Origin of the sequence: Clostridium sp., from assembly GCF_029258205.1 — a bacterium.
In the GTDB taxonomy this organism is placed as follows: domain Bacteria; phylum Bacillota; class Clostridia; order Clostridiales; family Clostridiaceae; genus Sarcina.
On the sequence record NZ_JARHZJ010000092.1, the window covers coordinates 1 to 23,011 of the forward strand.

Below are 23,011 nucleotides of genomic sequence, written 5' to 3' on the forward strand. Positions count from 1 at the left end.
AGGTATATGAAGAAACATCAGGTATTGGACCTGGGGACCCAGTTATAACTACTGGTGAACCACTTTCAGTAGAATTAGGACCAGGACTTATAGAGTCAATGTTCGATGGAATACAAAGACCTCTAGACGCTTTCATGAAAGCAGCTAATTCTGCTTTCTTAAGTAAAGGGGTAGAAGTTAAATCTTTAAATAGAGAGAAAAAATGGCCTTTCGTACCAACTGCTAAGGTTGGAGATAAGGTTTCAGCTGGAGATGTAATAGGAACAGTTCAAGAGACTGCTGTTGTTCTTCATAGAATAATGGTTCCTTTCGGAGTTGAAGGTACAATAAAAGAAATAAAAGCTGGAGATTTTAATGTAGAAGAGGTTATCGCTGTAGTAGAAACTGAAAAAGGTGATAAGGATTTAACATTAATGCAAAAATGGCCTGTAAGAAAAGGTAGACCATATGCAAGAAAATTAAATCCAGTTGAACCAATGACTACAGGACAAAGAGTTATAGATACTTTCTTCCCAGTAGCTAAAGGTGGAGCTGCTGCTGTTCCAGGACCTTTCGGAGCAGGTAAAACAGTAGTTCAGCACCAAGTTGCTAAATGGGGAGATACTGAGATAGTTGTTTACGTTGGATGTGGAGAACGTGGTAACGAGATGACAGATGTTCTTAATGAATTCCCAGAACTTAAAGACCCTAAAACTGGGGAAAGCTTAATGAAGAGAACAGTTCTTATAGCAAATACATCTAACATGCCAGTTGCTGCCAGAGAAGCATCAATATATACTGGTATAACAATAGCAGAGTATTTCAGAGATATGGGATACTCAGTGTCAATCATGGCTGACTCAACTTCACGTTGGGCAGAGGCTTTAAGAGAAATGTCAGGAAGACTTGAAGAAATGCCTGGAGACGAAGGTTATCCAGCATACTTAGGATCAAGACTTGCTGATTATTATGAGAGAGCTGGTAAGGTTGTAGCTTTAGGTAAAGATGGAAGAGAAGGAGCTGTTACAGCAATTGGAGCAGTATCACCTCCAGGAGGAGATATATCTGAGCCAGTTACACAATCAACTTTAAGAATAGTTAAAGTTTTCTGGGGACTAGATGCTCAATTAGCATATAAGAGACATTTCCCATCAATTAACTGGTTAACATCATACTCATTATACTTAGAAAAAATGGGTGAATGGATGGATGCTCATGTAGCAGACGATTGGTCAACATTAAGAACAGAAGCTATGGCACTTCTTCAAGAAGAAGCAAACTTAGAGGAAATAGTAAGACTTGTTGGTATGGATGCACTTTCAGAAGGTGATAGATTAAAACTTGAAGTTGCGAAATCAATAAGAGAAGACTATTTACAACAAAATGCATTCCATGAGAATGACACATATACTTCATTAAATAAACAATATAAAATGTTAAACTTAATATTAAGTTTTAGACATGAGGCTGAAAAAGCTTTAGAAGCTGGCGTTTATTTAGATAAAATATTAAAACTTCCAGTTAGAGATAGAATTGCAAGAAGTAAATATATTTCAGAGGAAGAAATAAGTAAGATGGATGACATTTTAGTTGAATTAAAATCAGAGATGAATAAGTTAATCAGCGAGGGAGGTGTTCTAAATGCTTAAAGAGTACAGAACAGTTACAGAAGTTGTAGGACCCTTAATGGCTGTTGAAGGCGTGGAAGGTGTTAAATACGATGAACTAGTTGAAATAGAAATGCAAACTGGTGAGCTAAGAAGAGGTAAAGTTCTTGAGGTTAACGGAGATAAAGCTATGGTTCAGCTTTTCGAAGGTTCAGCAGGAATCAACCTTAAAAATACAAAAGTAAGATTCTTAGGAAGACCGCTTGAAATTGGTGTTTCAGAAGATATGTTAGGAAGAGTATTCGATGGTATGGGAAGACCAAAAGATAATGGTCCAAACATAATACCAGAGAAGAGATTAGATATAAATGGAGAAGCTATAAACCCAGTTGCTAGAAACTACCCATCAGAATTTATTCAAACTGGTATTTCTGCAATAGATGGACTTAATACTCTAGTTAGAGGACAAAAACTTCCTGTTTTCTCAGGATCAGGTCTTCCACACAAAGAATTAGCTGCTCAAATTGCAAGACAAGCAAAAGTTTTAAACTCAGATTCTAAGTTCGCAGTTGTATTTGCTGCTATAGGTATAACTTTCGAAGAAGCTGAATTCTTCGTAGATGAGTTTACAAAAACTGGAGCTATAGATAGATCAGTTCTATTTATGAACTTAGCATCAGACCCAGCTATTGAGAGAATAGCTACTCCAAGAATGGCATTAACTACTGCTGAGTACTTAGCATATGAAAAAGGAATGCACGTTCTTGTTATAATGACAGATATAACAAATTACTGTGAAGCTTTAAGAGAAGTTTCTGCAGCTAGAAAAGAGGTTCCAGGAAGAAGAGGATATCCAGGATACTTATATACTGACCTTTCAACATTATATGAAAGAGCAGGAAGATTAGTTGGAAAAGAAGGATCAATAACTCAAATTCCAATATTAACAATGCCTGAAGATGATAAGACTCACCCAATTCCAGACTTAACTGGATACATCACTGAGGGACAAATAATCCTTTCAAGAGAACTTTATAAAAAAGGAATAATGCCTCCAATAGATGTTTTACCATCATTATCAAGACTTAAAGATAAGGGTATTGGTAAAGGAAAAACTAGAGAAGATCATGCTGATACAATGAACCAGTTATTCTCAGCATATGCTCAAGGTAAGCAAGCAAAAGAACTTGCTGCTATCTTAGGAGAATCAGCATTATCAGATGTAGATAAAGCATACGCTAAATTTGCTGAAGCTTTTGAAAATGAATATGTTTCACAAGGTTTCACAACTAACAGAACAATAGAGGAAACTCTAAATCTTGGATGGAAATTACTTAAGATCTTACCTAGAACAGAGCTTAAGAGAATTAGAGATGAATATCTTGAAAAGTATATGCCTGTTGGAGAGGATGAGTAAGAATGGCACAAAGATTAAATGTCAATCCTACTAGAATGGAACTCTCAAAGCTAAAGAAAAGATTAGTAACAGCAACAAGAGGACATAAATTATTAAAAGATAAGCAAGATGAGTTAATGAGACAATTCATAAATCTTATCAAATATAATAATCAATTAAGAGATGAAGTTGAAAAGGAACTAGGAAGTTCCTTAAAAGACTTCGTTATGGCTAGAGCTGTTATGAGTTCAGAGTTCCTAGAGGAAGCTATAGCATACCCTAAAGAAGAAATTGAGGTTGAAGTGGGAAATAAAAATATAATGAGTGTAAATGTGCCTATAATGAACTTCAAAAGAAAATTAGAAGGTGATGAAGGTAGTATTTATCCTTATGGATTTATGAATACTTCAGCTGAACTTGATGATGCAATTTCTAAATTATATGGAATTTTACCAAAGTTATTAGAACTTGCAGAAGTTGAGAAATCTGGTCAGCTTATGGCAGACGAAATTGAGAAGACAAGAAGAAGAGTTAATGCTCTTGAATATATGACAATTCCTCAGTTAAAAGAAACTATAAGATACATCAGAATGAAGCTTGATGAAAATGAGAGAAGTGCTTTAACAAGACTTATGAAAGTTAAGTCTATGATAGAACAAAGAGGATAATATATTTAGATTAATAAAAGGCAATCTTATGTTAAAAAAACATCAAGATTTGCCTTTTTTCTTTACTATTTTCAAGATAAAATGTATAATTTTATTAAGAAAAATAGATATTTTAATGTAATAAATATTTTAATAATATTTATATATGTAAAATATTATTAAAATATGGTATAATGAGTAAATATTATGCTTAATATTAGGGGGGGCTTAAAATGAACAGTGTTATGAATTTAACTACTTTAGAACAAATAAAAGCATATTCAGATCCTTATAGACTGAAAATAATAACTTATCTTAGAAATAATCAAGAATCTGCTACGGTAAAAGAAATTGCTGATTTTTTTGGGGAAGTACCAGCAAAAGTTCATTACCACATTAAAAAATTAGAAAAAGCAGGAATAGTAGAACTTGTAAAAACAAAAGAAATAAAGGGAATAATAGCAAAATATTATTACCTGACTGCAGAAAGCTTTAATATAGAGGGAAATCAAATTAAAAATGAAGTTAAACAAGTATATAAATCTCAAATATTAAATATTTTAAGTGAATATTATGATAGTTCAAAGGAACAAACTATTAAAAAAATATCTGAGAAAGTAGATACTGGTAATGCAGAAGATTCTATTGGTTTTAATTATAAAAACATATATTTGAATGAAGAAGAGTTTAAAGAAATAAACAAAAAAATGAGAGAATTGATTAAGAAATACGAAAAAAAAGAACAAGGAAAAATGCCATGTCATGTATTTTCAGTTTGTTTAAAATATGAAGCAGAGTAATTCTTAAATCTATGACTAATTTTTTGGATTAGTGATATAATAAGTAATAAAATAATTTTAATTAAAATGTCATTAATATGACTTATTAATCTACTAGAATAATATATGTAAGAAAAATGTTTTTAATACAGAGGGAGAAAATATGATTAAGTATTTAATTGTAATGCTTATTCCTTTTGTCATAGTATATCTATTAATGCCAAAGTTTATTGAATTTGCAAATGAAAAGGGTTTTGTTGACAAGCCAACAAGAAGAAAAAAGCATGATAAATTAACACCTCTAATAGGTGGAGTTGTTATGTATATAGGATTTTTTGCAACATACCTTTTGGGAATAGATTCTACAAGGAAATTATCACAAACTTTTATTATATTTATAGCATCTACTTTGGTAATAATAATAGGAGTAATTGATGACTATTATAAAGGAAAGGGAAAAGAGTTTCCAATATATCCAAGAGTTATAATTCAAATTTTAGCTGCAACTATAGTTTTTAAAGCTGGGATTATTTTTAGAGGTGTAACTAATCCGTTTACTGGAGAATTTATTCAATTTTCAGGATGGATTCAATATATACTTACAATAACATGGATTTTTGGAGTTACTACAGTAATAAACTGGTCTGATGGAATGGATGGATTAGCAGGAAGTATTTCTATAATATCTGCTATGACTATGTTTGTTGTTGCTCTTGCAAAAGGACAATTTAACTCTGCATATATGTCAATAACTCTAGTAGGATCAATATTAGCCTTTTTAAGATACAATAGACATCCAGCACGAGTATTTATGGGTGATTCAGGTGCTAATTTCTTAGGGTTTATTTTAGCTATTATAGCCCTAGAAGGTGCTTTTAAACAAGCAACAGCATTATCTATATTAGTACCAGTATTAGCCTTAGGAGTTCCTATTTTTGATAATATATTTGTAATTTTTAGAAGATTCCAATCTGGAAAGCCTGTTTATGAAGCAGATAGAAGTCAAATACATTATAGGCTACAAGAAAGAGGAATGTCTGTAAAGCAAATTGTATCATATATATGTATACTAAGTGGATGTTTAAGTTTAGTATCATTATTAATAATTATGATAATATTATAAGTATTGACTGTCTTTAAAGTATAATAAGTTTTAACTTAGATGCTTTAAAGACAGTCAATAATATTTTATAGAGAATATAATATATAATTTATTAGTGAAAAATTTATATTTTTATGTTTTAATATATTTATAGGAATTTTGAAAGGAGAAGTTAAATGGCTGTTAAGAAAATAGTTCAAATAGGACATGAAGCTTTAAAAAAAGTTTCAGAACCAGTTAAAGATGTTAATGAAGTTAAAGGATTGATACAAGATTTAAAAGATACATTAGCAACTGTGGAAGGAATAGGATTAGCTGCTCCTCAGATAGCAGTTAATAAAAGAGTTGTTTATATAAATTTTGGTGATGGAGAGAATGAATATGTTCTTATAAATCCAGAGGTAACAGGAGTTTCAAAGGAAACTTATGAAGACTATGAAGGATGTTTAAGTTATGTAATGCATGAAGGATTAGTTGAAAGACCAAGAGCTGTAAGAATAAAAGCTTTAAATGAAAAGGGTGAATTAAAAGTTTATGAAGCTCAAGATCTTTTAGCAAGATGTTTCTTGCATGAGATAGATCATTTAGAAGGTATTATGTATGTTGATAGAGCTAAAGAAATATACGAATTAGTAGAAAAGTAAATAATCTAATTTAAGAGTATAGAATTTAAAGTCTATACTCTTTTTTTATTTTTTTAAAAAACCTCTTGATTATCGTTTACAAAAGTATTATTATATAGTTAATCGGTTTAGTGAAGCGATTAACTAAGGAGGGATATTAATGAATAAGATATGTGTACTTGGAAGTATGAATATGGATTTAGTTTTAAAAGTTAAAGATATGCCTAAAGTAGGAGAAACTATACTTTCAAAATCATTTCAGAAAATAGCTGGTGGAAAAGGAGCTAATCAAGCTGTTGCAGCTAAAAGAAGTGGTGCAGAAGTTTTCATGATTTCTAAAATAGGAAAAGATGAAAATGGAAGAGAGTTAAAAAATAAATTAGTGGAAGATAATATAGATGTTAAATATGTTTTTGAAGATAGAATAGAGCCAACAGGAATGGCTTTAATAATGGTTAATGATAATGGAAATAATTCAATAATTGTTAATGCAGGTTCAAATATGACATTAACAAAAGAGGAAATACATAGTGCTGAAGATGTAATAAAAGAATCAGATATTATAATTTCACAATTTGAAACACCAGAGGATATTACAATAGAAGCATTTAAAATAGCTAAAGAGAATGGAAAAGTTACAATATTAAATCCAGCACCAGCTAAAAAAATAAAAGAAGAATTATTAAAATATACAGATATAATAATTCCAAATGAGACAGAAGCAGAACTTTTAACTGGAATTGAAATAAAAGATATAGAAGATGCTAAGAAAGCTTCAAAGATATTCTTAAGCAAAGGAGTTAAGTTTGTAATTATTACTCTTGGTGAAAATGGAGCAGCCTTAATAGGAAAAGATTTTTGTGAAATAGTTCCGGCTTATAGAGTTAATGCAATAGATACTACAGCAGCTGGAGATAGCTTCATTGGAGGGTTAAGTTCAAAGTTAGATACTAAAAATTTAGGAAGAGAGACTTTAATTAACTCAATAAGATTTGGGAATAAAGTATCATCAATAGCAGTACAAAGAAAAGGAGCTCAACCATCAATACCATTTTTAGAGGAAGTTTTAGAAGTTTATAAGGGAGAAGAGTAATTATGAGAAAAACAAGTTTGTTAAATAGTAACATAAGTTCAGTGATATCAAAGATGGGACATACTGATATGTTAGCTATAGGGGATTGTGGATTGCCTATACCAAATGAAACTGAAAGAATAGATTTAGCCTTAATAAAAGGTGTACCAGGATTTGTAGAAACTTTAAAAGCTATTCTAGAGGAATTACAGGTAGAAGAAGTAGTGATTGCCAAGGAAACAGAAGAAATAAGTCCTGAATTATTTAAAGAAATAAAAGATGTTATAAAAGATACTAAAATAACTTTTATATCACATGAGGAATTAAAGAAAGAGTTAAAAGGTTGTAAGGCTGTTGTTAGAACTGGAGAACAAACTCCATATGCAAATATAATCTTAAAATCAGGAGTTGTTTTTTAAAAAAAGTGTAAAAATGAATATTCTACTTATTATTTATTGAGTAGAATGTTCTTTATGAAATAGTAATTATTTTGGGAGGTGTAGTAAATGAGTGAAAGAACACCAATGCTAAAAATGGTAGGTGTATCAAAATCATTTCCAGGGGTTAAAGCTTTAGATAATGTTAGCTTAATGGCTTATGGTGGAGAAGTTACTGCTTTGATGGGAGAAAATGGAGCAGGAAAATCAACTTTAATGAAAATACTAAGTGGAGTATATAAAAAAGATGAAGGTAAAATATTTATTGAAGGAAGAGAAGTAGAAGTAAAGGGGATCAAATCAGCAGAAGAAGCTGGTATAACAATAATTCATCAAGAGCTTAGTGTTTTAAATAACTTAACTGTTTCAGAAAATATATTTTTAGGTAATGAAAAACATAATAGGTTTACAGGAAGAATAAATAAAAAGTTATTAGATGAAAGAAGTAAAATGTTCTTAGAACAAATAGGTTGTGATATAGATCCAAATAGACTAGTTAGTACTCTTAATGTAGGTGAAAAGCAAATGATAGAAATAGCAAAAGCCTTAACTAAGAATGCTAGAATAATTATTATGGACGAGCCTACTACAGCCTTAACTGACGTAGAGACTGAAAACCTTTTTAAAGTAATAGAAAATTTAAGAAAAAAAGGAATAGCAATAATATACATATCACATAGAATGGAAGAAATATTTAAAATATGCCATAGAGTAGAAGTGTTAAGAGATGGTAGATATGCAGGAAATGCGCAAATAAAAGACATAGATAATGATAAGCTTATAGCAATGATGGTTGGAAGAACAATAGAGGATCAATTTCCATACAGAGATGTTAAAAAAGGTGATTTAGCTTTAGAAGTTAAAAATCTTAGCTGTAAGGAAGGAGTTAAAGGAGCTTCATTTACTCTTAGAAAGGGAGAAATATTAGGAATTGCAGGTCTTATGGGATCAGGAAGAACAGAGCTTGCAAAAACAATATTTGGAGAATATAAAAGGACAAGTGGTGAAATTTCTTTAAATGGAAGTACTATTAATATAAATTGTATAAGTGATGCAATAAATAATGGTATATGTTATCTTTCAGAAGATAGAAAAAAAGAAGGATGTATTTTAGGAATGTCTGTTGGGGAAAATATGACCTTATGTAATTTAAATAAATATGAGAATAAGTTTAAAGCTATTAATAAGAAAGAAGAAACAAAAGATATAGATTATTATATTAAGAAGATAAATATAAAAACTCCAAATAAGGAGCAGCTTATTAAGAATTTAAGTGGAGGTAATCAACAGAAGGTTATACTTGCTAAATGGCTTATGTTATCTCCAGAAGTATTAATAATTGATGAGCCGACTAGGGGAATAGACGTAGGAGCAAAGAAAGAAATTTATGAGCTTTTAAATGAACTTAAAGCTAGTGGAAAAGCTATAATAATGATTTCTTCAGACTTACCTGAAGTCTTAGGAATTAGTGATAGAATTATAGTTATGAGTGAAGGTAGAATCTCTGGAGAATTAAATAGAGACGAAGCAAACCAAGAAAGTATAATGAAATTAGCAGTTGGAATAAACAATTAAGGAGGATTACATAATGAAAGCAAATGTTAAAGCAAATATATCTAAATATAAATCTCTTATAGGACTAGTATTATTATGTATAGTTATTACTATAGTTACTCCAAGTTTTTTAAGTGTATCTAATATAACTAATGTATTTACACAAGTTTCAGTTAATGCAATAATAGCAATAGGTATGACTTTTGTAATTTTAACTGGTGGAATAGACTTATCAGTTGGATCTACTTTAGCTATTAGTGGTGCTGTAGGAGCTTCTATTGTTAAATCAACTGGAAACGTATTCTTAGCTATTATAGTGGCTGCTGCTATTGGTATAGTAGTTGGATTGATAAATGGTTTATTAGTATCAAAGGGAAAATTACAAGCATTTATAGTTACTTTAGCTACAATGACAATATTTAGAGGGGCTACTTTAGTATTTACAGATGGTACTCCAATATCAAAATTGCCTGAATCTTTTGTTAAAATAGGAAATGGTAAGCTTGGATTCATGCCAATACCAGTTATAATAACAGTAATAATAGCAATTATAGCAATATATGTTTTATCACAAACAAGATTTGGAAGATATTTATATTCTTTAGGTGGAAATGAAGATGCTTCAAGATTATCAGGAATAAATACAGATAAGATAAAAACTTTAGTTTATGTGGTATCAGGTTTTGCTTCAGCTATTGCAGGTGTAATAATAACAAGTAGAATAGGATCTGCTTCACCTAATGCAGGAACAGGATTTGAATTAGATGCTATCGCAGCTGTAGTAATAGGAGGAACTTCTTTAGCAGGAGGAGAGGGAACAATCACAGGTACTTTAATAGGTGCTCTTATTATAGGTGTACTTAATAATGGATTAAACCTTATGAATGTATCACCATTCTATCAATCAATAGTAAAAGGTTTAGTTATATTAATAGCAGTACTTTTAGATAAAAAGAGCAGAAAAAATTAAGATGCTTAAGAGGTGAGTTTTATGCATATAAATAAAAAAATATTTTCAGTTGGATTAATGCTCATGATGCTTATGACTTCATTTATGGGATGTACAAAGAACAATAAACCTAAAATAGGTATGGTTTTATCAACACTTAATAATCCATTCTTTGTAAATATGAAAGATGGAGCAGAAAAAGAGGCAGAAAAATTAGGATATGATTTAGTGGTATTAGATTCTCAAAATGATCCAGCTAAGGAAAGAGCAAATGTAGAGGATTTAGTACAATTAGGAGTTATTGCTTTACTTATAAACCCAACGGATAGTGATGCTGTAGTTAAGACTGTTGAGGTAGCTAATGAAAGTAATATTCCAGTTATAACATTAGATAGACAAGCTAATGGTGGAAAAATAACATGTCATATAGCTTCAGATAATATAAAAGGTGGAGAAATGGCTGCTGAGTATGTATTAGATAAATTTAAAGATGAAAAAGGACCAATAAATGTAGTTGAGATACAAGGTATTCCAGGAGCATCAGCTACTAGAGATAGAGGAGAAGGATTCCATAATATAATGGATAAAAATAATAAATTTAACTTTGTTTCAATACAAGCTGCTGATTTTGATAGACAAAAAGGTCTTCAAGTTATGGAAAATATAATTCAAGCTAATCCTAATATACAAGTTGTGTTTGCTCACAATGATGAAATGGCTTTAGGAGCAGTTAAAGCAATTAAGGCTAGTGGAATAAATGCATTAGTTATAGGATTTGATGGAAATGATGATGCTAAAGATTCTATAGATATTGATGAAATGTCAGCCACAATAGCTCAACAACCAGATTTGATTGGAGCATTAGGTGTAGAATTAGCTAATAAGATATATAACGGTGAAAGTGTTAAAGATAAAATAGCAGCAGATCTTAAGGTGTATACTAAATAATTAGGATATAGGTAGGTATAATATGGTATAATTACTGTTGTTATAAAACGAAGCAGACAAGAGGTGTTGCGTAAAATGGGAAAGACTACATTACTAGACATAGCTAAAGCAGTAAATGTATCAAAGACTACTGTATCTATGGTTTTAAATAATAAAGAAATAAATGTTTCAAAAGAGACTAGAGAAAAAATATTTAAAGCTGCAAAAGATATGAATTATATACCAAATTCATTAGCTAGAAGCCTAAGTACTAAAAAGAGCTATACTTTAGGCATGATAATACCAGATATTCAAAATCCTTTTTTCTCAGAAATGGCAAAGGCTATAGAAATTGAAAGTGAAAAGCATGGTTATAGTATTATTTTGTGCAACACTCTCAATGAAAAAAAGAAAGAAGAAAAATACTTAAAACTTTTAATTAGTAAATTAGTAGATGGTGTTATAATAGCAGCTTGTGGTGATGGTAAAGAGTGGATTAAAATTCTAAAAAATAATAAGATTCCATTTGTCATGATAGATAGAATGGTTTCAGATGAAAAAAATGCTAATGGTGTATTTTGTGATAATAAGAAAGGTATTGAATTGGGAGTAAATTATTTAGTGAATAAAGGTAATAAAAATATTGCTTTTGTTACAGGAAAGGCTAATTTAGAAATAGCTAATTTAAGACTAGAAGGTTTCAAAAATACAGTAAAGAGATTGGGAATATCTAGTGAAGCCATAATAGAAGAATCAGATTTCTCTATGGAAGGTGGAATAAATGCAACAGAGAGGATAATTAAAAATAATAAAAAGGTAGATGCAATTTTTTATAGTAGTGATGTTATGGCAATTGGTGGTATGAAATATTTAATAAGAAACGGATATAAAATACCTGAAGATATAAGCATACTAGGTTATGATAATATCAACATATGTTCTTATATGGAGCCAGAATTAACCACTATAGCTCAACCAATATATAAAATTGGAGAATCTTCTTGTAAACTTCTTATAGATTTAATAAATAATAAATCTTTAAAAAGTAAAATAATAAATTTAGAGCCTTCTTTAGTTGAGAGGGGAACAGTAAAATAAAATACTAAAATGGGGTTGTGTTAAAAATTATTTTGATACAACCTCATTTTTAGTTTCTTTTTTTACTTAAAAATCAATTGTATAAAAAGTGAAATTAACATAATTTTTTAGAGAAAATAAATTTATGTTATAATTGTAAGATATGAAGCATGTAAATAGAGGAGTAAATATGTTAGTTGAAGATTTATTATTACAAAGGTTTAAAGAAGAAACTACAGGAAGAAATTATGTTAAGGCTCAAAGAATAATCAATAATGATTTTGTGGAGTCCATAGAAATAGAAGATGAAGAAGACTTAGTGGCTGTTAATGGAATAGTAATTTCAGAAGGATTATTTAGTAAATATAGTACTAAATTAGAGATAGATATTAAGACAAAGGGAATTTTATCAACTTATTGTACATGTAAAGATTATGAAAAGCACGAATTTAGCAAGGAAAATTACTGTTGCAAGCATTTAGTAGCAACTTTTTATAAAGCTTTAGGGGATTTATCTAAGAAAAAAGAATTTGGCGGAAATAAAAAATTATTTTCTAAAAACAAAGAAAGTAAAATTTTAGACTTAATTCTTAAAGAGGAAACAGATAAAGAAGAGTTAAAAATAGATGTTTATATAAATAAAAATGAGTGGAGCAATAGTATATTAGCAGAGTTTAAAATAGGAACTAAGTCTATGAGTTCAAATAAACTTTACGTATTAAAGGATATTGAGCAATTTTTAGTTGCTTACTATAACAGAATACCTATTAAATATAGTAAGGCTTTTACTTTTGATATAAGGGAACAAAAGTTAAGTACTAAAGATAAGGAGTTAATAGAGTTTATAGAAAACTTAAAAGAAATCGAAAAGCCAATAAAAAGCTTTTTAAGAAATAGAGATACATTTATAGGTGGCAAAAGTATTAGGATACCTAATTATTTAGTAAGAGATTTTTTTAGCATAATAAAAAATCATAGAATTTATTTGAATGAAGGATTTTTTTATAGAGCAGTAGAAGGTGAAGTGCTTTTTGAAGATGTTCCAATAGATTTTTCTTTAAAAGATTCAAAAAATAATTTTGAACTTAGCTCTTTAAATGGAATGCCTAAGGTCTTAGGAGATAGAGCTGATGTATTTTTATATGGAACTAATATATATATTCCTAAAAAAGATTTTTGTTATAAAATAAAGAGTTATTTAGATGTATTTTCAGACTTAAAAGTTATAAAGATTGATAAATGTGAAGAAGAAAGAGTGTTTAGAAAGCTAATACCTTCTTTAAGAGATTTAACTGAGAATGTAGTACTTTCTAAAAATATAATGAGCAAGATAGTTTTAGAGCCTGTGAAATTTAATTTTTACTTTGATAAAGAGGGTAAAGAAGTAACTTTAACCTTAAAAGTAAAATATGGTTCTTATGAATTTAATGTATTTGATGATTGTAAGGAAAAAATAATATATAGAGATATAAAAAAAGAAAAAGAGGTTATTGCTTTAATTGAGAGATTTAGCATTGAAGAGATAAATAAAAAGTTTTATTTTTATTTAGGAGATGAATATATATTTAGCTTTTTTAAATATGATGTATGTAAATTGCAAGAGTATGGAGAAGTTTACTATTCAGAGAATTTTAAAGGTATAAAAAGTTTAGGAAGCAAGGGAATAAAAGGAGATATTAAGCCTGGAAGATATAATTACTTTGAGTTTGACTTTAAAATAGGAGACATACCTAGTGAAGAAACAAGAGAAATACTTAGAGCTTTTAGGGAGAACTTAAAGTTTTTTAAACTTAAAAGTGGAGAGTTTCTTGATTTAGAAGAATTAGAATTAAAGCAATTTTTAAAGTTATTAGATTTATTGGATAATGGAGATTTAGAGAATAATAGTTTAGAACTAAATAATAGTAGAGCATTATATATAGCTAATTACATAGAAGAACATGGTATTAGATACATTAATGGTAAAAAGAAATTAAGTGAATTAAAAAATAAATTTAAGAATATAAATAAACTTTCCTTTGAAATTCCTAAGGATCTTAAGGCAGAGCTTAGAGAATATCAAAAGTTTGGATATAATTGGCTTAAAACTTTGGAACATTTAGGGTTAGGAGGAATTCTTGGAGATGAAATGGGACTTGGAAAAACTCTTCAGGCAATTACCTTTATTCTTTCTAATAAGGGAAAGAAGAACTTAATAGTAGCACCAACTTCCTTAATATATAACTGGAAAGAAGAATTTAATAAATTTGCACCTAATTTAGTTGTAGAGGTGTTAAATGAAGGAAAGGATAAGAGGGAAGAAGCTTTAGCTGATATAATCAATAAGGATGTAATTATAACTACCTATAACTTATTAAAAAGAGATTTAGAGGAATATAAGAAAATAAACTTTGATTATTGCTTTATTGATGAAGCTCAAGCTATTAAGAATCCAGATTCTCAAAATTCTGAAGCTGTTAAAGAAATTAATTCAGAATATAAATTTGCTTTAACTGGTACTCCTATGGAAAATTCTCTTATGGAACTTTGGTCAATTTTTGATTTTATAATGCCAGGATATCTTTATGATAGAAAAAGATTTACTGTTAGATATTATAAAAAATTAAATGAAGGTGAAGAAGTATTAAGGGAAATACATACTCTTATAAAACCTTTCATATTAAGAAGAAAGAAGAGGGATGTTATAAGGGAATTACCTGATAAAATTGAAAAGATGCATTTAGTTGATTTAGGAGAAGATCAGAAAAAGGTGTATTCAATATATGCTAATAATGCTCTAGCAATTATTGAAAAGAAGCAGGATTCAGATGAGTTTAACAAGAGTAAAATAGAGATATTATCTCATATAACTAAACTTAGACAATTAGCCTTAGATCCTTCTGTAACAATAAATGATTATATGGGGGAAAGTGCTAAAATAGAAGCTTTAGTTGAAATATTAAATAAAGGAATAGAAGAAGGTCACAAAATTCTTGTATTTTCACAGTTTACTTCAGTATTAAAAAATATAAGTATTAGACTTAATAAAGAAAAAATTTCCTTTAGCTATTTAGATGGAAGTGTTTCATCTAAGAAAAGAATAAAAATGGTGAATGAATTTAATCAAGGGGAAAATTCAGTATTTTTAATAAGTTTAAAAGCTGGAGGAACAGGACTTAATTTAACTTCTGCGGATATTGTAATTCATTTTGATCCTTGGTGGAATCCAGCAGTAGAAAATCAGGCAACGGATAGGGCACATAGAATGGGACAAAAAAATGTAGTAGAGGTTATAAAATTAATAGCTAAAGGAACTATTGAAGAAAAGGTAGTAGCTCTTCAAGAGGAGAAGAAGGAATTGATTTCTAAGATTATTGAAGAGGGAGAATTAGGCGTAGGAAGTACATTTAATACCTTAAGTGAAGAAGAATTAATTGATTTATTCAAAGTAGATTATTTAGGGTAATAAAATTATTGATGTAAAATAAGAGTTTGTATCAAAATAGATTATAAATAAAACTTACAATTACTATAAAATGTTTTTATGTTTTTTTAGATTGTAAGTTTTATTAAGTTGATATAAGCTCTTATAATTATATAAAGAAGTTTTGTTTATATAATTATAAGTTTAATTCTAGATATTCTTAGAATGAGAGGATTGCTTAAGAGATAATTAATATATTAACCCATTAGAGGTAGGATTATAAATTATTTTTCTAGAGCAAGGACAATTAATAAGAGAATCAACTGTTGAGTCTAATAGGTTTATTATATCTATTAATGGAGCTTTTTCTTTAAGGGAATATTGTAATTTGCTTTGGAGATTAATTAATTCATCTTTGTTTATTCCACATACTAATCCTAAATCTTTCTTTAAAAGAGTATAATAGCTTAAAGAAGCAGTAAGATTTTCAGTTAAGCATATTAATCTACTTATATCCTTATTATTTTTCTGAATATTTCTAAGTGTAAGCTTGTTACACATAAGCTTTATGTGGATAGTCAAATTTATTATTTCCTCTTCATTTTTTAAAGGATTTTCTATTAGATCTTCTGCTAATATAGTTACATATTTTATTAATTTAAGGCTTAATTCCTTTAGTCCTTGATCTAAGTTATAAGGAAATAAAAATTTATTAACTAAGAAAGTTATTAATATTCCCAAAACTAGATAAAAAACTCTAAAAATAGCTAAGGTATTAACTCCATAGCTAAGAGATGCCATGCAAATAGCAGATATGGCAGTAAAGAGAGATAGTTTATAATAGCTTTTAAATCCATAGGTTAGATATAAGCTACAAATTAATATAATAATGTTAATAATTTGGCTTTCAAATAAGTTTAAAATAATAATTACAAGTAAAATAGCTAAAAGATTTCCCTTTAACCTATCTTTACTTTTATTTAAGGTATCTTCATAATAAGGTTGCATTATTGACATTATAGTTATTCCAAGCCAACTCATTTTAGTAAAATCAAATAGGTGGCTAAGAAGTAACACAAGGCTTAAAGTTAAAGAAATTCTTAGGGCAAAATTAAGTTTTATTGTACCAAAATGTAGGGAATCTCTAAATTTAAATTGATTTCTATCTGTATTTTTCCATAAATCGTAGCTTTTATATTCTTCACCTTCTTCAAGAGTAGTCATATCAGTAAAATATAAATAAAGATTTGTTACTGAAATTGATAAGTCATGAAAAAAGGTGAATTGATTAGGTAAATCTTCATGAAATCTATTTAATCTATATAGTTGCTTATCTATTTCATAATAAGAAATTTCATCATCTAAATATAATCTTAAAATATTTATAGATTTTTTTAATTCTTTTAAAAATGATTTAATTAGGTCGCTGTTATAATTAAATTTTGAGTAGAGATTATTTAGATTATATAAATCTAAGTTTAAGTTTTCTAATATTATATATATTTTAAATTGAATACTACCTAAATTATTAGTTAAAAATTTTCTCTTTCTGGTAGTATAAATGTTATAACAAATAGTAGTAAGCTCTTTAGAGATAGATTGCTGTAATTCTAAATTATAACTTTTAAAAATAAGGTTATTTACTTGGCTTTCTAATAAAAATAGAGATTTATCTATACTATTTTTTATTAAGGATTTATAACTTAGCTTATTTATAAATAAATGAAAGATTAGTGTTAAACTAAAGCCAAAGAATATGGATAATAATCTTTTGGGTAAGCCTTGGAAGTCTACCTTATAAAAATAAGTAAATACATATAACATTAAGAATGGTTTGTATAATAAAGGGGTGTAGGTAACTGAGAGCTTATAAGCTATAAAAAATATAGTGAAGAAGTTTATTATAATTGCTAATATAAATTTGCTTGATGCTAAAAAAGATAGAACAACTATAAAACAATATAAAAATAAAAGTCGTAAAGTCTTTTCTAAAGGATTTATTTTAAAATTTTCTTTTAAAAGAATTGAGGAAGTTAATGCTATTGGATATGCTAAAATTGCATTATTAATTCCAAAGAATATCCAAGAAGCTAAAAATATTAAAAATGCAATTGTTCCCTCACGTTTCATTGAATCCACATCTAAATTGTATTTTTTTATAATTTTATAAATCATAAACATCACCTAAACTAATATATAATAAATCTATTATTCCAATTAATATATAAATTTATGTTTGAAATTAAAAAAAAGGCATTTATCAAAATACCTTTTGATAAAGCCTTTTTTAGTTTAGATTTGGAAATATTGAACTAAGTAATGGAATAGTACCATTAAATACCATTACTATTTTATTATCTTCTACGTTTATAGATTTTATTTGAATATATTTTATTATATCCTTAAAAGAAAGGATTATATCTCCATTATTTTTATCAAAGGAAAGTATTGAATTATCTTGTAAATTTTTAAATATAGTATCCTTAGGAATATCAATAAAACCAACTTTTCCTTCTTTATAATGGAATATTCCTTTACCATCTTTGCTTTGAGCAGTAAAGGTAAGTTTTCCTTGGAAAGGTATATCTTTGTAGTTTATATCTATATAAACATTAATATTACCATTGTCTATATCTACTTTTAAACCTGTAAGATCTTTTATTGCATTAGGTTCTTCACGTAAAGCTAGTATAAATAAATCGGTTAATTCAGAATCAGAAAATTCAGTTGTAGATCTAACATTTATTTCTTTTAAAGAAAGATTTACATTGTTAGGAATAAATTTTTTTATCAAATTCCAATCGTTAAGTTGTATTGTAGAATCTATTGATGTTACAGGTACTTTAGGAGCAAAATATGATTTGTAAACTGTTTTTACTCCAAAAAAACAAGCTAATATTAAAATTAATATTGATAATATAACTATAAAAAGTTTCTTTTTCTTTTTAGTCATGCTGATTATCTCCAATCTATAAGAGTTTATTAATTCAATTATAAACTAAATTTATTTAAATTTCACTTATTTTTATACTCAAGTAACAGATAAGGATATAGAAGATAAAATAATATTATAACTATATAATTTGGAGTTAATATGCTTGAGAATAATAATGAAAAAATAATAGATTATAAATTAGGAGATGTTACAGGAAATGGTATTAATGATGAGGTTTATATTATGTCTTGTGCATTTACTCAATGTATAACTAAGTATTACTTAGTTATTAAGGAGGGCAATTCGGAAAAGGTTTTAAATTATGAATTACAAGAAAATAATTATAAGTTTGAATTTGATTTAGTATATTTTAAAGATAAAAATAAAAAACAAATATTCATAAGATCTATAGATGAGTGTTTTGGTGGATGTATTAAAGGACAAGTTCTTACTTATGAGAGAGGAGGACTAAAAGAAATTTTTAATAGCAATGAATTTTATGAGGAAAATAAAATAAGTGCTTTTTATAGAGAAAATTATAAGGTAGAAGTCCTTAATTATGAAAGAAATAAAAAATACATTGTTGATATAAAAGAAAATTTAGACTATTATTTAGATTTTGTATATTATTGTGATGGGAAAGTAAAAGAAGGAAAGGAGAAAGTAAATATAAGTAGTGTATGGGGATGCAACTCATATTATCCTATGGGAAGTGAAGTTGCCAACATAAGTATTATTCAGAAGGTTATTGGTCAATCTGATACCGATAATATATGTTTAATTGAAAGTACATTAAAATGGCAAGATAAGTCTTTTAATATAGTTGATCAAATTGTAATTTTAAATGGAAATTTGATAAATAAAAATAATAGAAGTGAAAAAAAATGTAATAATGAAGAGGTTTCAATTTGTACAAGAAATTCTTGTGAAAAGAACTGTAAAAGTTTAGTGAAATATTATAATGAGTATGTAGAATTTGATTTATCATCATCAATATATTGGTATTACTTAGCTAAATTACAGTTATTAACAAAAGATTTAGTTGAAGCTTTAAAATCAATAAATATGAATTTAAGTTTTCAATATCCATATCCTTCAAAGGAAAAAGCTTTAATATTAAAGGAAAATATTGAATATAGTCTTAGGTTAAATAAATAATTATCTTTTTAAAGTAACTTTGTCATATGAAATAATGATTAAAACATTTTATATTAAAATTTTATATTAAATTAGATATATGGAAAAGTTATTAACTCAAGGTAAAAGCTAAAATTTAAAACTTATAAATAGTATGAAAACTATTTATAAGTTTTATATAATATTTATATAGAATAGTATATTTAGAAAAAGTTAGCCTGATGAGGGCTTGAATATTCATTTAATTTTTTACTAAGCTCCTCATTTTCTTGTATAATATTTTTTATTAGATTAATTGAATCTTTATCTAATTGATCTTCTTTTTCATGTAAAAACTTTTGGAACATAATTATACCTGTCTTAAAAGCTTTTATACTTTCTTCTAAAATTTCACTATCTGTATCAGCTGCAACAGTTTTTATATTATAAATAATTTCAGAAGTTTTTCCTATAATTCCAATATTTGAAGCTGGAGAATCACCAAGAACAGATATTTTATTTGAAATTTCAGAAGCTTCCTTAGAATAAAGATTTATAACATCGTTAAGTAAATTTTTTAAATCATTAGATTTACATTTTTTAGCATAACGCTCAAAAATATCAATTCTCATATAAAGCTCTTTAAGATTATCGTTTAAAGCTTCACTAGGAGTTCTATCTGTAATTTTTTCCATGAATATCACCTCTAAGTTAGTTTAACCTATATAAAAAAATATATAACAAAAAATAGAATTGAACTTAATAATAAAATTTAATATAATTAAAAATATGATGTAGGAATGTTATAATAATAAGTTTATGAAAGAAAATAAATGTATTATACTTGAAAATATTAGCTATATTTAATATGATTTTAAATCAATGAAATTATATAATAATTTAATAGTAAAGATATATTTTACAAAACAAAGGTGTAAAAGGACTTACATTGTTATTAAATAATAATGAATTAGTCTTTTACACCTTTTAAGGTATGTTTTGGGAATTTGGATATTTTTATTTTATAAATAATATGGTTTAATTTATTTATTATGCATAACAAAAATTAAATAGGACTATTTAGTGAAGGAGGTATTTATTATGAGTGGTAATAAGATTTTAACCTATGAGAGAGAAGTCCTTTCAGAAACTAAAAGGTGGATTGAAAGCGAAGTTGAAAGACTAGAATGTGAAAAGTTAAAAGGAAATGAAAAATTAGATGCTTTAAATAAAAAATCTAAGGGAGCCTATAATCCGGAGATAGAAATTGTTAAGAAGTCTGTAGGATTTCTATCGAAGGAAGAAGAAAAATTTAAGGAAGCTTATAATAAGCCATACTTTGCAAGAATAGATTTTAGAGAATATAGAAAAGATTTTGAAAGTTTTTATATAGGTAAATGTGGACTTGGAGATATTATAGAAGGAGAAGAAAAGGTAATAGATTGGAGAGCTCCACTAGCAGATCTTTATTATAGTGGTACTCAAGGAGACGCATATTATAAGGCACCTATTGGAGTTATTGAGGGTGAGCTTAGTTTAAAGAGAAAATTTCTTTTTGATGATGAGAATAACTTAAAGGAATGTTTTGATGAGGGAATTAATGAGATTATTTTAAAATCTGGTCTTGATGAAGAAGGTGATGGATTAATAGACGAATTCCTTAGAATAAATTTAGAAAATAGCACAGGTACTAAATTAAAAGATGTAGTAGCTACAATCCAAAAAGAGCAAAATGATATAATAAGAGCACCGAAAAATTCACCTTTAATAATACAAGGGTCAGCAGGTTCAGGAAAAACTACTGTGGCTCTTCATAGACTGGCTTATTTATTATATAGATATAAGGAAACCATAACTGGAGAAGATATTTTAGTTATAGCACCAAATAAAATATTTTTAGAGTATATTTCTGAGGTATTACCTAACTTGGGAGTAGATAAGGTTAAGCAAAAAACTTTTGAAGAACTGGCATTAAAAAAGTTAGATATGAAAGGTAAAATTATAACTAAAGACAAAAAATTAGTAGAAATTTTAGAAAATGATCTAGAAAAAAATAAATATATAATGAATGATAGCAAAATAAAAGGGTCTATATTCTTTAAGGAAATATTAGATAGATATATTCAAATTCTTGAAAGAGAAGATAGTGATATAGATAATATAAGAATTTGTGGATATTCAGTTTTTGATTCAAAGGAGATAAAAAGATTATTCCTAAATGATTTAATAAAATATCCTGTTAATAAAAGAAAGAATGAAATCAAAAACTATTTTTCAAAGAAATTAGGAGAAAAGATAAGTAAAGTTTTAGATAAAGTTGATTTTCAGTATGAGTATAGAATAGCTAGACTTAAAAAAAGTATGGAAGATTCTAAAGAAAGAAGAGAAAAACTTATAGAGCTTTATGATGAAAGAGATAATCATAAAAAAGAAATAAAAAAATCGGCTAAAAAAGAATTTAATGAATATTTCAATAGATGGAAGGGTATAAATACAACCAATGTTTATAAAAATTTATTTGAAAACAAGCAGATTTTTAATGAAGTAACAGCAGGAAAAATACCATATAAGTTAGCTGAATATATGAGAGAAAATTTGTCTAATAATATAGATAAAAAAATAATAGACTCAGATGATTTAGCAGCTATGCTTTATTTGAAATTTAGAATAGAAGGCATAGAGGAGAGTAGCTTATTAAAACATATTGTTATTGATGAGGCTCAGGATTATTCTATGTTACAGCTATATGTTATTTCTATGATGGCTTTAGGCAAGTCTTTAACAATAGTTGGAGATATTGGTCAGGGAATATATTCATTTAAAGGTATTAATGATTGGAAAGAGACTATTAAGTTAGTTTATGATGAAAATGCAGAGTATAAGCACTTAAGTCAAAGTTATAGAAGTACAGTAGAAATAATAAATTATGCAAATGAGGTTTTAGTTAAACAAAATACCTATGAAGAACCAGCAAAGCCAGTTTTAAGACATGGAATGGTTCCAGAGGAATTTAAGTTTAATAATGCAAAAGAATTTTGTGAAAGAGTAGATAGCATAGTTAAAAAAGTAAAAAAAGAAGGAAAAACTTCAATAGCTATAGTCGGTAAGACTCTTGATGAATGTAAAAAGATAAGAACTTTAGTTAAGAAATATTCAAGTTATGACTTTGAATTAATAAAAGATGATCAAAAAGAGTTTGATTTGAACTTAATAATTATACCGTCATATCTTACTAAGGGGTTAGAATTTGATTGTACTATAGTTTATAATTTAAATAAAGAAAATTATAATGATAATGAGATAGATAAGAAGCTTCTTTATGTGGTTTTAACTAGAGCATTACATTATGAATATATATTTTATAAAGATGAAAAATCACCTTTAATAGGTTGATTTAGGAGGAGTAAT

General features: G+C 27.5%; 18 protein-coding genes. 15 read left to right on the forward strand and 3 right to left on the reverse strand.

Features of this window, described 5'->3' with window-relative positions; all coding sequences use genetic code 11:
- The 13 genes from Q1J60_RS11550 to Q1J60_RS11610 form a co-directional block, all read left to right on the forward strand.
- Positions 1–1,628 (forward strand): V-type ATP synthase subunit A (locus Q1J60_RS11550; RefSeq protein ID WP_300262357.1); only part of this gene is annotated, 1,628 nt, incomplete at its 5' end.
- Complete coding sequence (locus tag Q1J60_RS11555; protein ID WP_003449785.1) at positions 1,621–3,003, forward strand: V-type ATP synthase subunit B; 1,383 nt, start codon at positions 1,621–1,623, stop codon at positions 3,001–3,003. The genes Q1J60_RS11550 and Q1J60_RS11555, both read left to right, overlap by 8 nt.
- A 2-nt stretch (positions 3,004–3,005) precedes the next feature.
- Entirely contained in the window at positions 3,006–3,650 is a 645-nt protein-coding gene (locus tag Q1J60_RS11560; RefSeq protein WP_300262360.1) for a V-type ATP synthase subunit D, read from the forward strand.
- A gap of 212 nt (positions 3,651–3,862) precedes the next feature.
- Positions 3,863–4,429 carry a helix-turn-helix domain-containing protein gene (locus Q1J60_RS11565; protein WP_300262363.1) on the forward strand — a complete coding sequence of 189 codons (567 nt, stop codon included), beginning with the start codon at positions 3,863–3,865 and terminating at the stop codon, positions 4,427–4,429.
- A gap of 142 nt (positions 4,430–4,571) precedes the next feature.
- The gene (locus Q1J60_RS11570; RefSeq protein WP_300262366.1) at positions 4,572–5,531 is read left to right on the forward strand and encodes an MraY family glycosyltransferase; all 960 of its coding nucleotides are present in this window, start codon (positions 4,572–4,574) and stop codon (positions 5,529–5,531) included.
- 155 nt (positions 5,532–5,686) lie between these two features.
- The gene (def, locus tag Q1J60_RS11575) at positions 5,687–6,154 is read left to right on the forward strand and encodes a peptide deformylase (RefSeq protein WP_300262369.1); all 468 of its coding nucleotides are present in this window, start codon (positions 5,687–5,689) and stop codon (positions 6,152–6,154) included.
- A 139-nt stretch (positions 6,155–6,293) separates the two neighbouring features.
- Positions 6,294–7,226 (forward strand): ribokinase, encoded by a 933-nt coding sequence (rbsK, locus tag Q1J60_RS11580; RefSeq protein WP_300262372.1) that lies wholly within the window; start codon positions 6,294–6,296, stop codon positions 7,224–7,226.
- A gap of 2 nt (positions 7,227–7,228) precedes the next feature.
- The gene (rbsD, locus tag Q1J60_RS11585; RefSeq protein WP_300262375.1) at positions 7,229–7,624 is read left to right on the forward strand and encodes a D-ribose pyranase; all 396 of its coding nucleotides are present in this window, start codon (positions 7,229–7,231) and stop codon (positions 7,622–7,624) included.
- Between the two features lie 87 nt (positions 7,625–7,711).
- The gene (locus Q1J60_RS11590; protein ID WP_300262378.1) at positions 7,712–9,217 is read left to right on the forward strand and encodes a sugar ABC transporter ATP-binding protein; all 1,506 of its coding nucleotides are present in this window, start codon (positions 7,712–7,714) and stop codon (positions 9,215–9,217) included.
- Positions 9,218–9,230: 13 nt separating this feature from the next.
- On the forward strand, positions 9,231–10,166 hold the full coding sequence (locus Q1J60_RS11595; protein WP_300262381.1) for an ABC transporter permease subunit: 936 nt from the start codon (positions 9,231–9,233) through the stop codon (positions 10,164–10,166).
- A gap of 21 nt (positions 10,167–10,187) precedes the next feature.
- Positions 10,188–11,093: a ribose ABC transporter substrate-binding protein RbsB gene (rbsB, locus tag Q1J60_RS11600; protein ID WP_300262384.1), complete on the forward strand. Its 906-nt coding sequence runs from the start codon at positions 10,188–10,190 to the stop codon at positions 11,091–11,093.
- 75 nt (positions 11,094–11,168) lie between these two features.
- Entirely contained in the window at positions 11,169–12,170 is a 1,002-nt protein-coding gene (locus tag Q1J60_RS11605; protein ID WP_300262387.1) for a LacI family DNA-binding transcriptional regulator, read from the forward strand.
- Between the two features lie 169 nt (positions 12,171–12,339).
- Positions 12,340–15,594: an SNF2 helicase associated domain-containing protein gene (locus Q1J60_RS11610; RefSeq protein ID WP_300262388.1), complete on the forward strand. Its 3,255-nt coding sequence runs from the start codon at positions 12,340–12,342 to the stop codon at positions 15,592–15,594.
- Positions 15,595–15,801: 207 nt separating this feature from the next.
- Here the strand turns inward: Q1J60_RS11610 and Q1J60_RS11615 are convergent, their stop codons facing one another.
- Together Q1J60_RS11615 and Q1J60_RS11620 are read right to left on the reverse strand one after the other, a co-directional pair.
- Complete coding sequence (locus Q1J60_RS11615; protein ID WP_300262391.1) at positions 15,802–17,727, reverse strand: FUSC family protein; 1,926 nt, start codon at positions 17,725–17,727, stop codon at positions 15,802–15,804.
- Positions 17,728–17,839: 112 nt separating this feature from the next.
- On the reverse strand, positions 17,840–18,505 hold the full coding sequence (locus tag Q1J60_RS11620; protein WP_300262394.1) for a hypothetical protein: 666 nt from the start codon (positions 18,503–18,505) through the stop codon (positions 17,840–17,842).
- 141 nt (positions 18,506–18,646) lie between these two features.
- On the opposite strand from Q1J60_RS11620, the gene Q1J60_RS11625 reads away from it, so the two are divergent.
- Entirely contained in the window at positions 18,647–19,645 is a 999-nt protein-coding gene (locus Q1J60_RS11625; RefSeq protein ID WP_300262397.1) for a YybI family spore inner coat protein, read from the forward strand.
- A gap of 182 nt (positions 19,646–19,827) precedes the next feature.
- Here the strand turns inward: Q1J60_RS11625 and Q1J60_RS11630 are convergent, their stop codons facing one another.
- On the reverse strand, positions 19,828–20,298 hold the full coding sequence (locus Q1J60_RS11630; RefSeq protein ID WP_300262400.1) for a DUF2383 domain-containing protein: 471 nt from the start codon (positions 20,296–20,298) through the stop codon (positions 19,828–19,830).
- A gap of 406 nt (positions 20,299–20,704) precedes the next feature.
- Between Q1J60_RS11630 and helD the strand changes: the two genes are divergently transcribed.
- On the forward strand, positions 20,705–22,996 hold the full coding sequence (gene helD, locus Q1J60_RS11635; RefSeq protein ID WP_300262403.1) for an RNA polymerase recycling motor HelD: 2,292 nt from the start codon (positions 20,705–20,707) through the stop codon (positions 22,994–22,996).
- The last annotated feature ends 15 nt before the right edge of the window (positions 22,997–23,011 follow it).

Bases quoted from the DNA above. Each gene is read 5' to 3' on its own strand.
- Q1J60_RS11590 (WP_300262378.1), top strand. From the start codon at position 7,712: ATGAGTGAAAGAACACCAATGCTAAAAATGGTAGGTGTATCAAAATCA.
- Q1J60_RS11560 (WP_300262360.1), top strand. From the start codon at position 3,006: ATGGCACAAAGATTAAATGTCAATCCTACTAGAATGGAACTCTCAAAG.
- Q1J60_RS11620 (WP_300262394.1), bottom strand. From the start codon at position 18,505: ATGACTAAAAAGAAAAAGAAACTTTTTATAGTTATATTATCAATATTA.
- Q1J60_RS11565 (WP_300262363.1), top strand. From the start codon at position 3,863: ATGAACAGTGTTATGAATTTAACTACTTTAGAACAAATAAAAGCATAT.
- Q1J60_RS11595 (WP_300262381.1), top strand. From the start codon at position 9,231: ATGAAAGCAAATGTTAAAGCAAATATATCTAAATATAAATCTCTTATA.
- rbsB (WP_300262384.1), top strand. From the start codon at position 10,188: ATGCATATAAATAAAAAAATATTTTCAGTTGGATTAATGCTCATGATG.
- Q1J60_RS11610 (WP_300262388.1), top strand. From the start codon at position 12,340: ATGTTAGTTGAAGATTTATTATTACAAAGGTTTAAAGAAGAAACTACA.
- def (WP_300262369.1), top strand. From the start codon at position 5,687: ATGGCTGTTAAGAAAATAGTTCAAATAGGACATGAAGCTTTAAAAAAA.
- helD (WP_300262403.1), top strand. From the start codon at position 20,705: ATGAGTGGTAATAAGATTTTAACCTATGAGAGAGAAGTCCTTTCAGAA.
- Q1J60_RS11555 (WP_003449785.1), top strand. From the start codon at position 1,621: ATGCTTAAAGAGTACAGAACAGTTACAGAAGTTGTAGGACCCTTAATG.
- rbsK (WP_300262372.1), top strand. From the start codon at position 6,294: ATGAATAAGATATGTGTACTTGGAAGTATGAATATGGATTTAGTTTTA.
- rbsD (WP_300262375.1), top strand. From the start codon at position 7,229: ATGAGAAAAACAAGTTTGTTAAATAGTAACATAAGTTCAGTGATATCA.
- Q1J60_RS11625 (WP_300262397.1), top strand. From the start codon at position 18,647: ATGCTTGAGAATAATAATGAAAAAATAATAGATTATAAATTAGGAGAT.
- Q1J60_RS11615 (WP_300262391.1), bottom strand. From the start codon at position 17,727: ATGATTTATAAAATTATAAAAAAATACAATTTAGATGTGGATTCAATG.
- Q1J60_RS11630 (WP_300262400.1), bottom strand. From the start codon at position 20,298: ATGGAAAAAATTACAGATAGAACTCCTAGTGAAGCTTTAAACGATAAT.
- Q1J60_RS11570 (WP_300262366.1), top strand. From the start codon at position 4,572: ATGATTAAGTATTTAATTGTAATGCTTATTCCTTTTGTCATAGTATAT.
- Q1J60_RS11605 (WP_300262387.1), top strand. From the start codon at position 11,169: ATGGGAAAGACTACATTACTAGACATAGCTAAAGCAGTAAATGTATCA.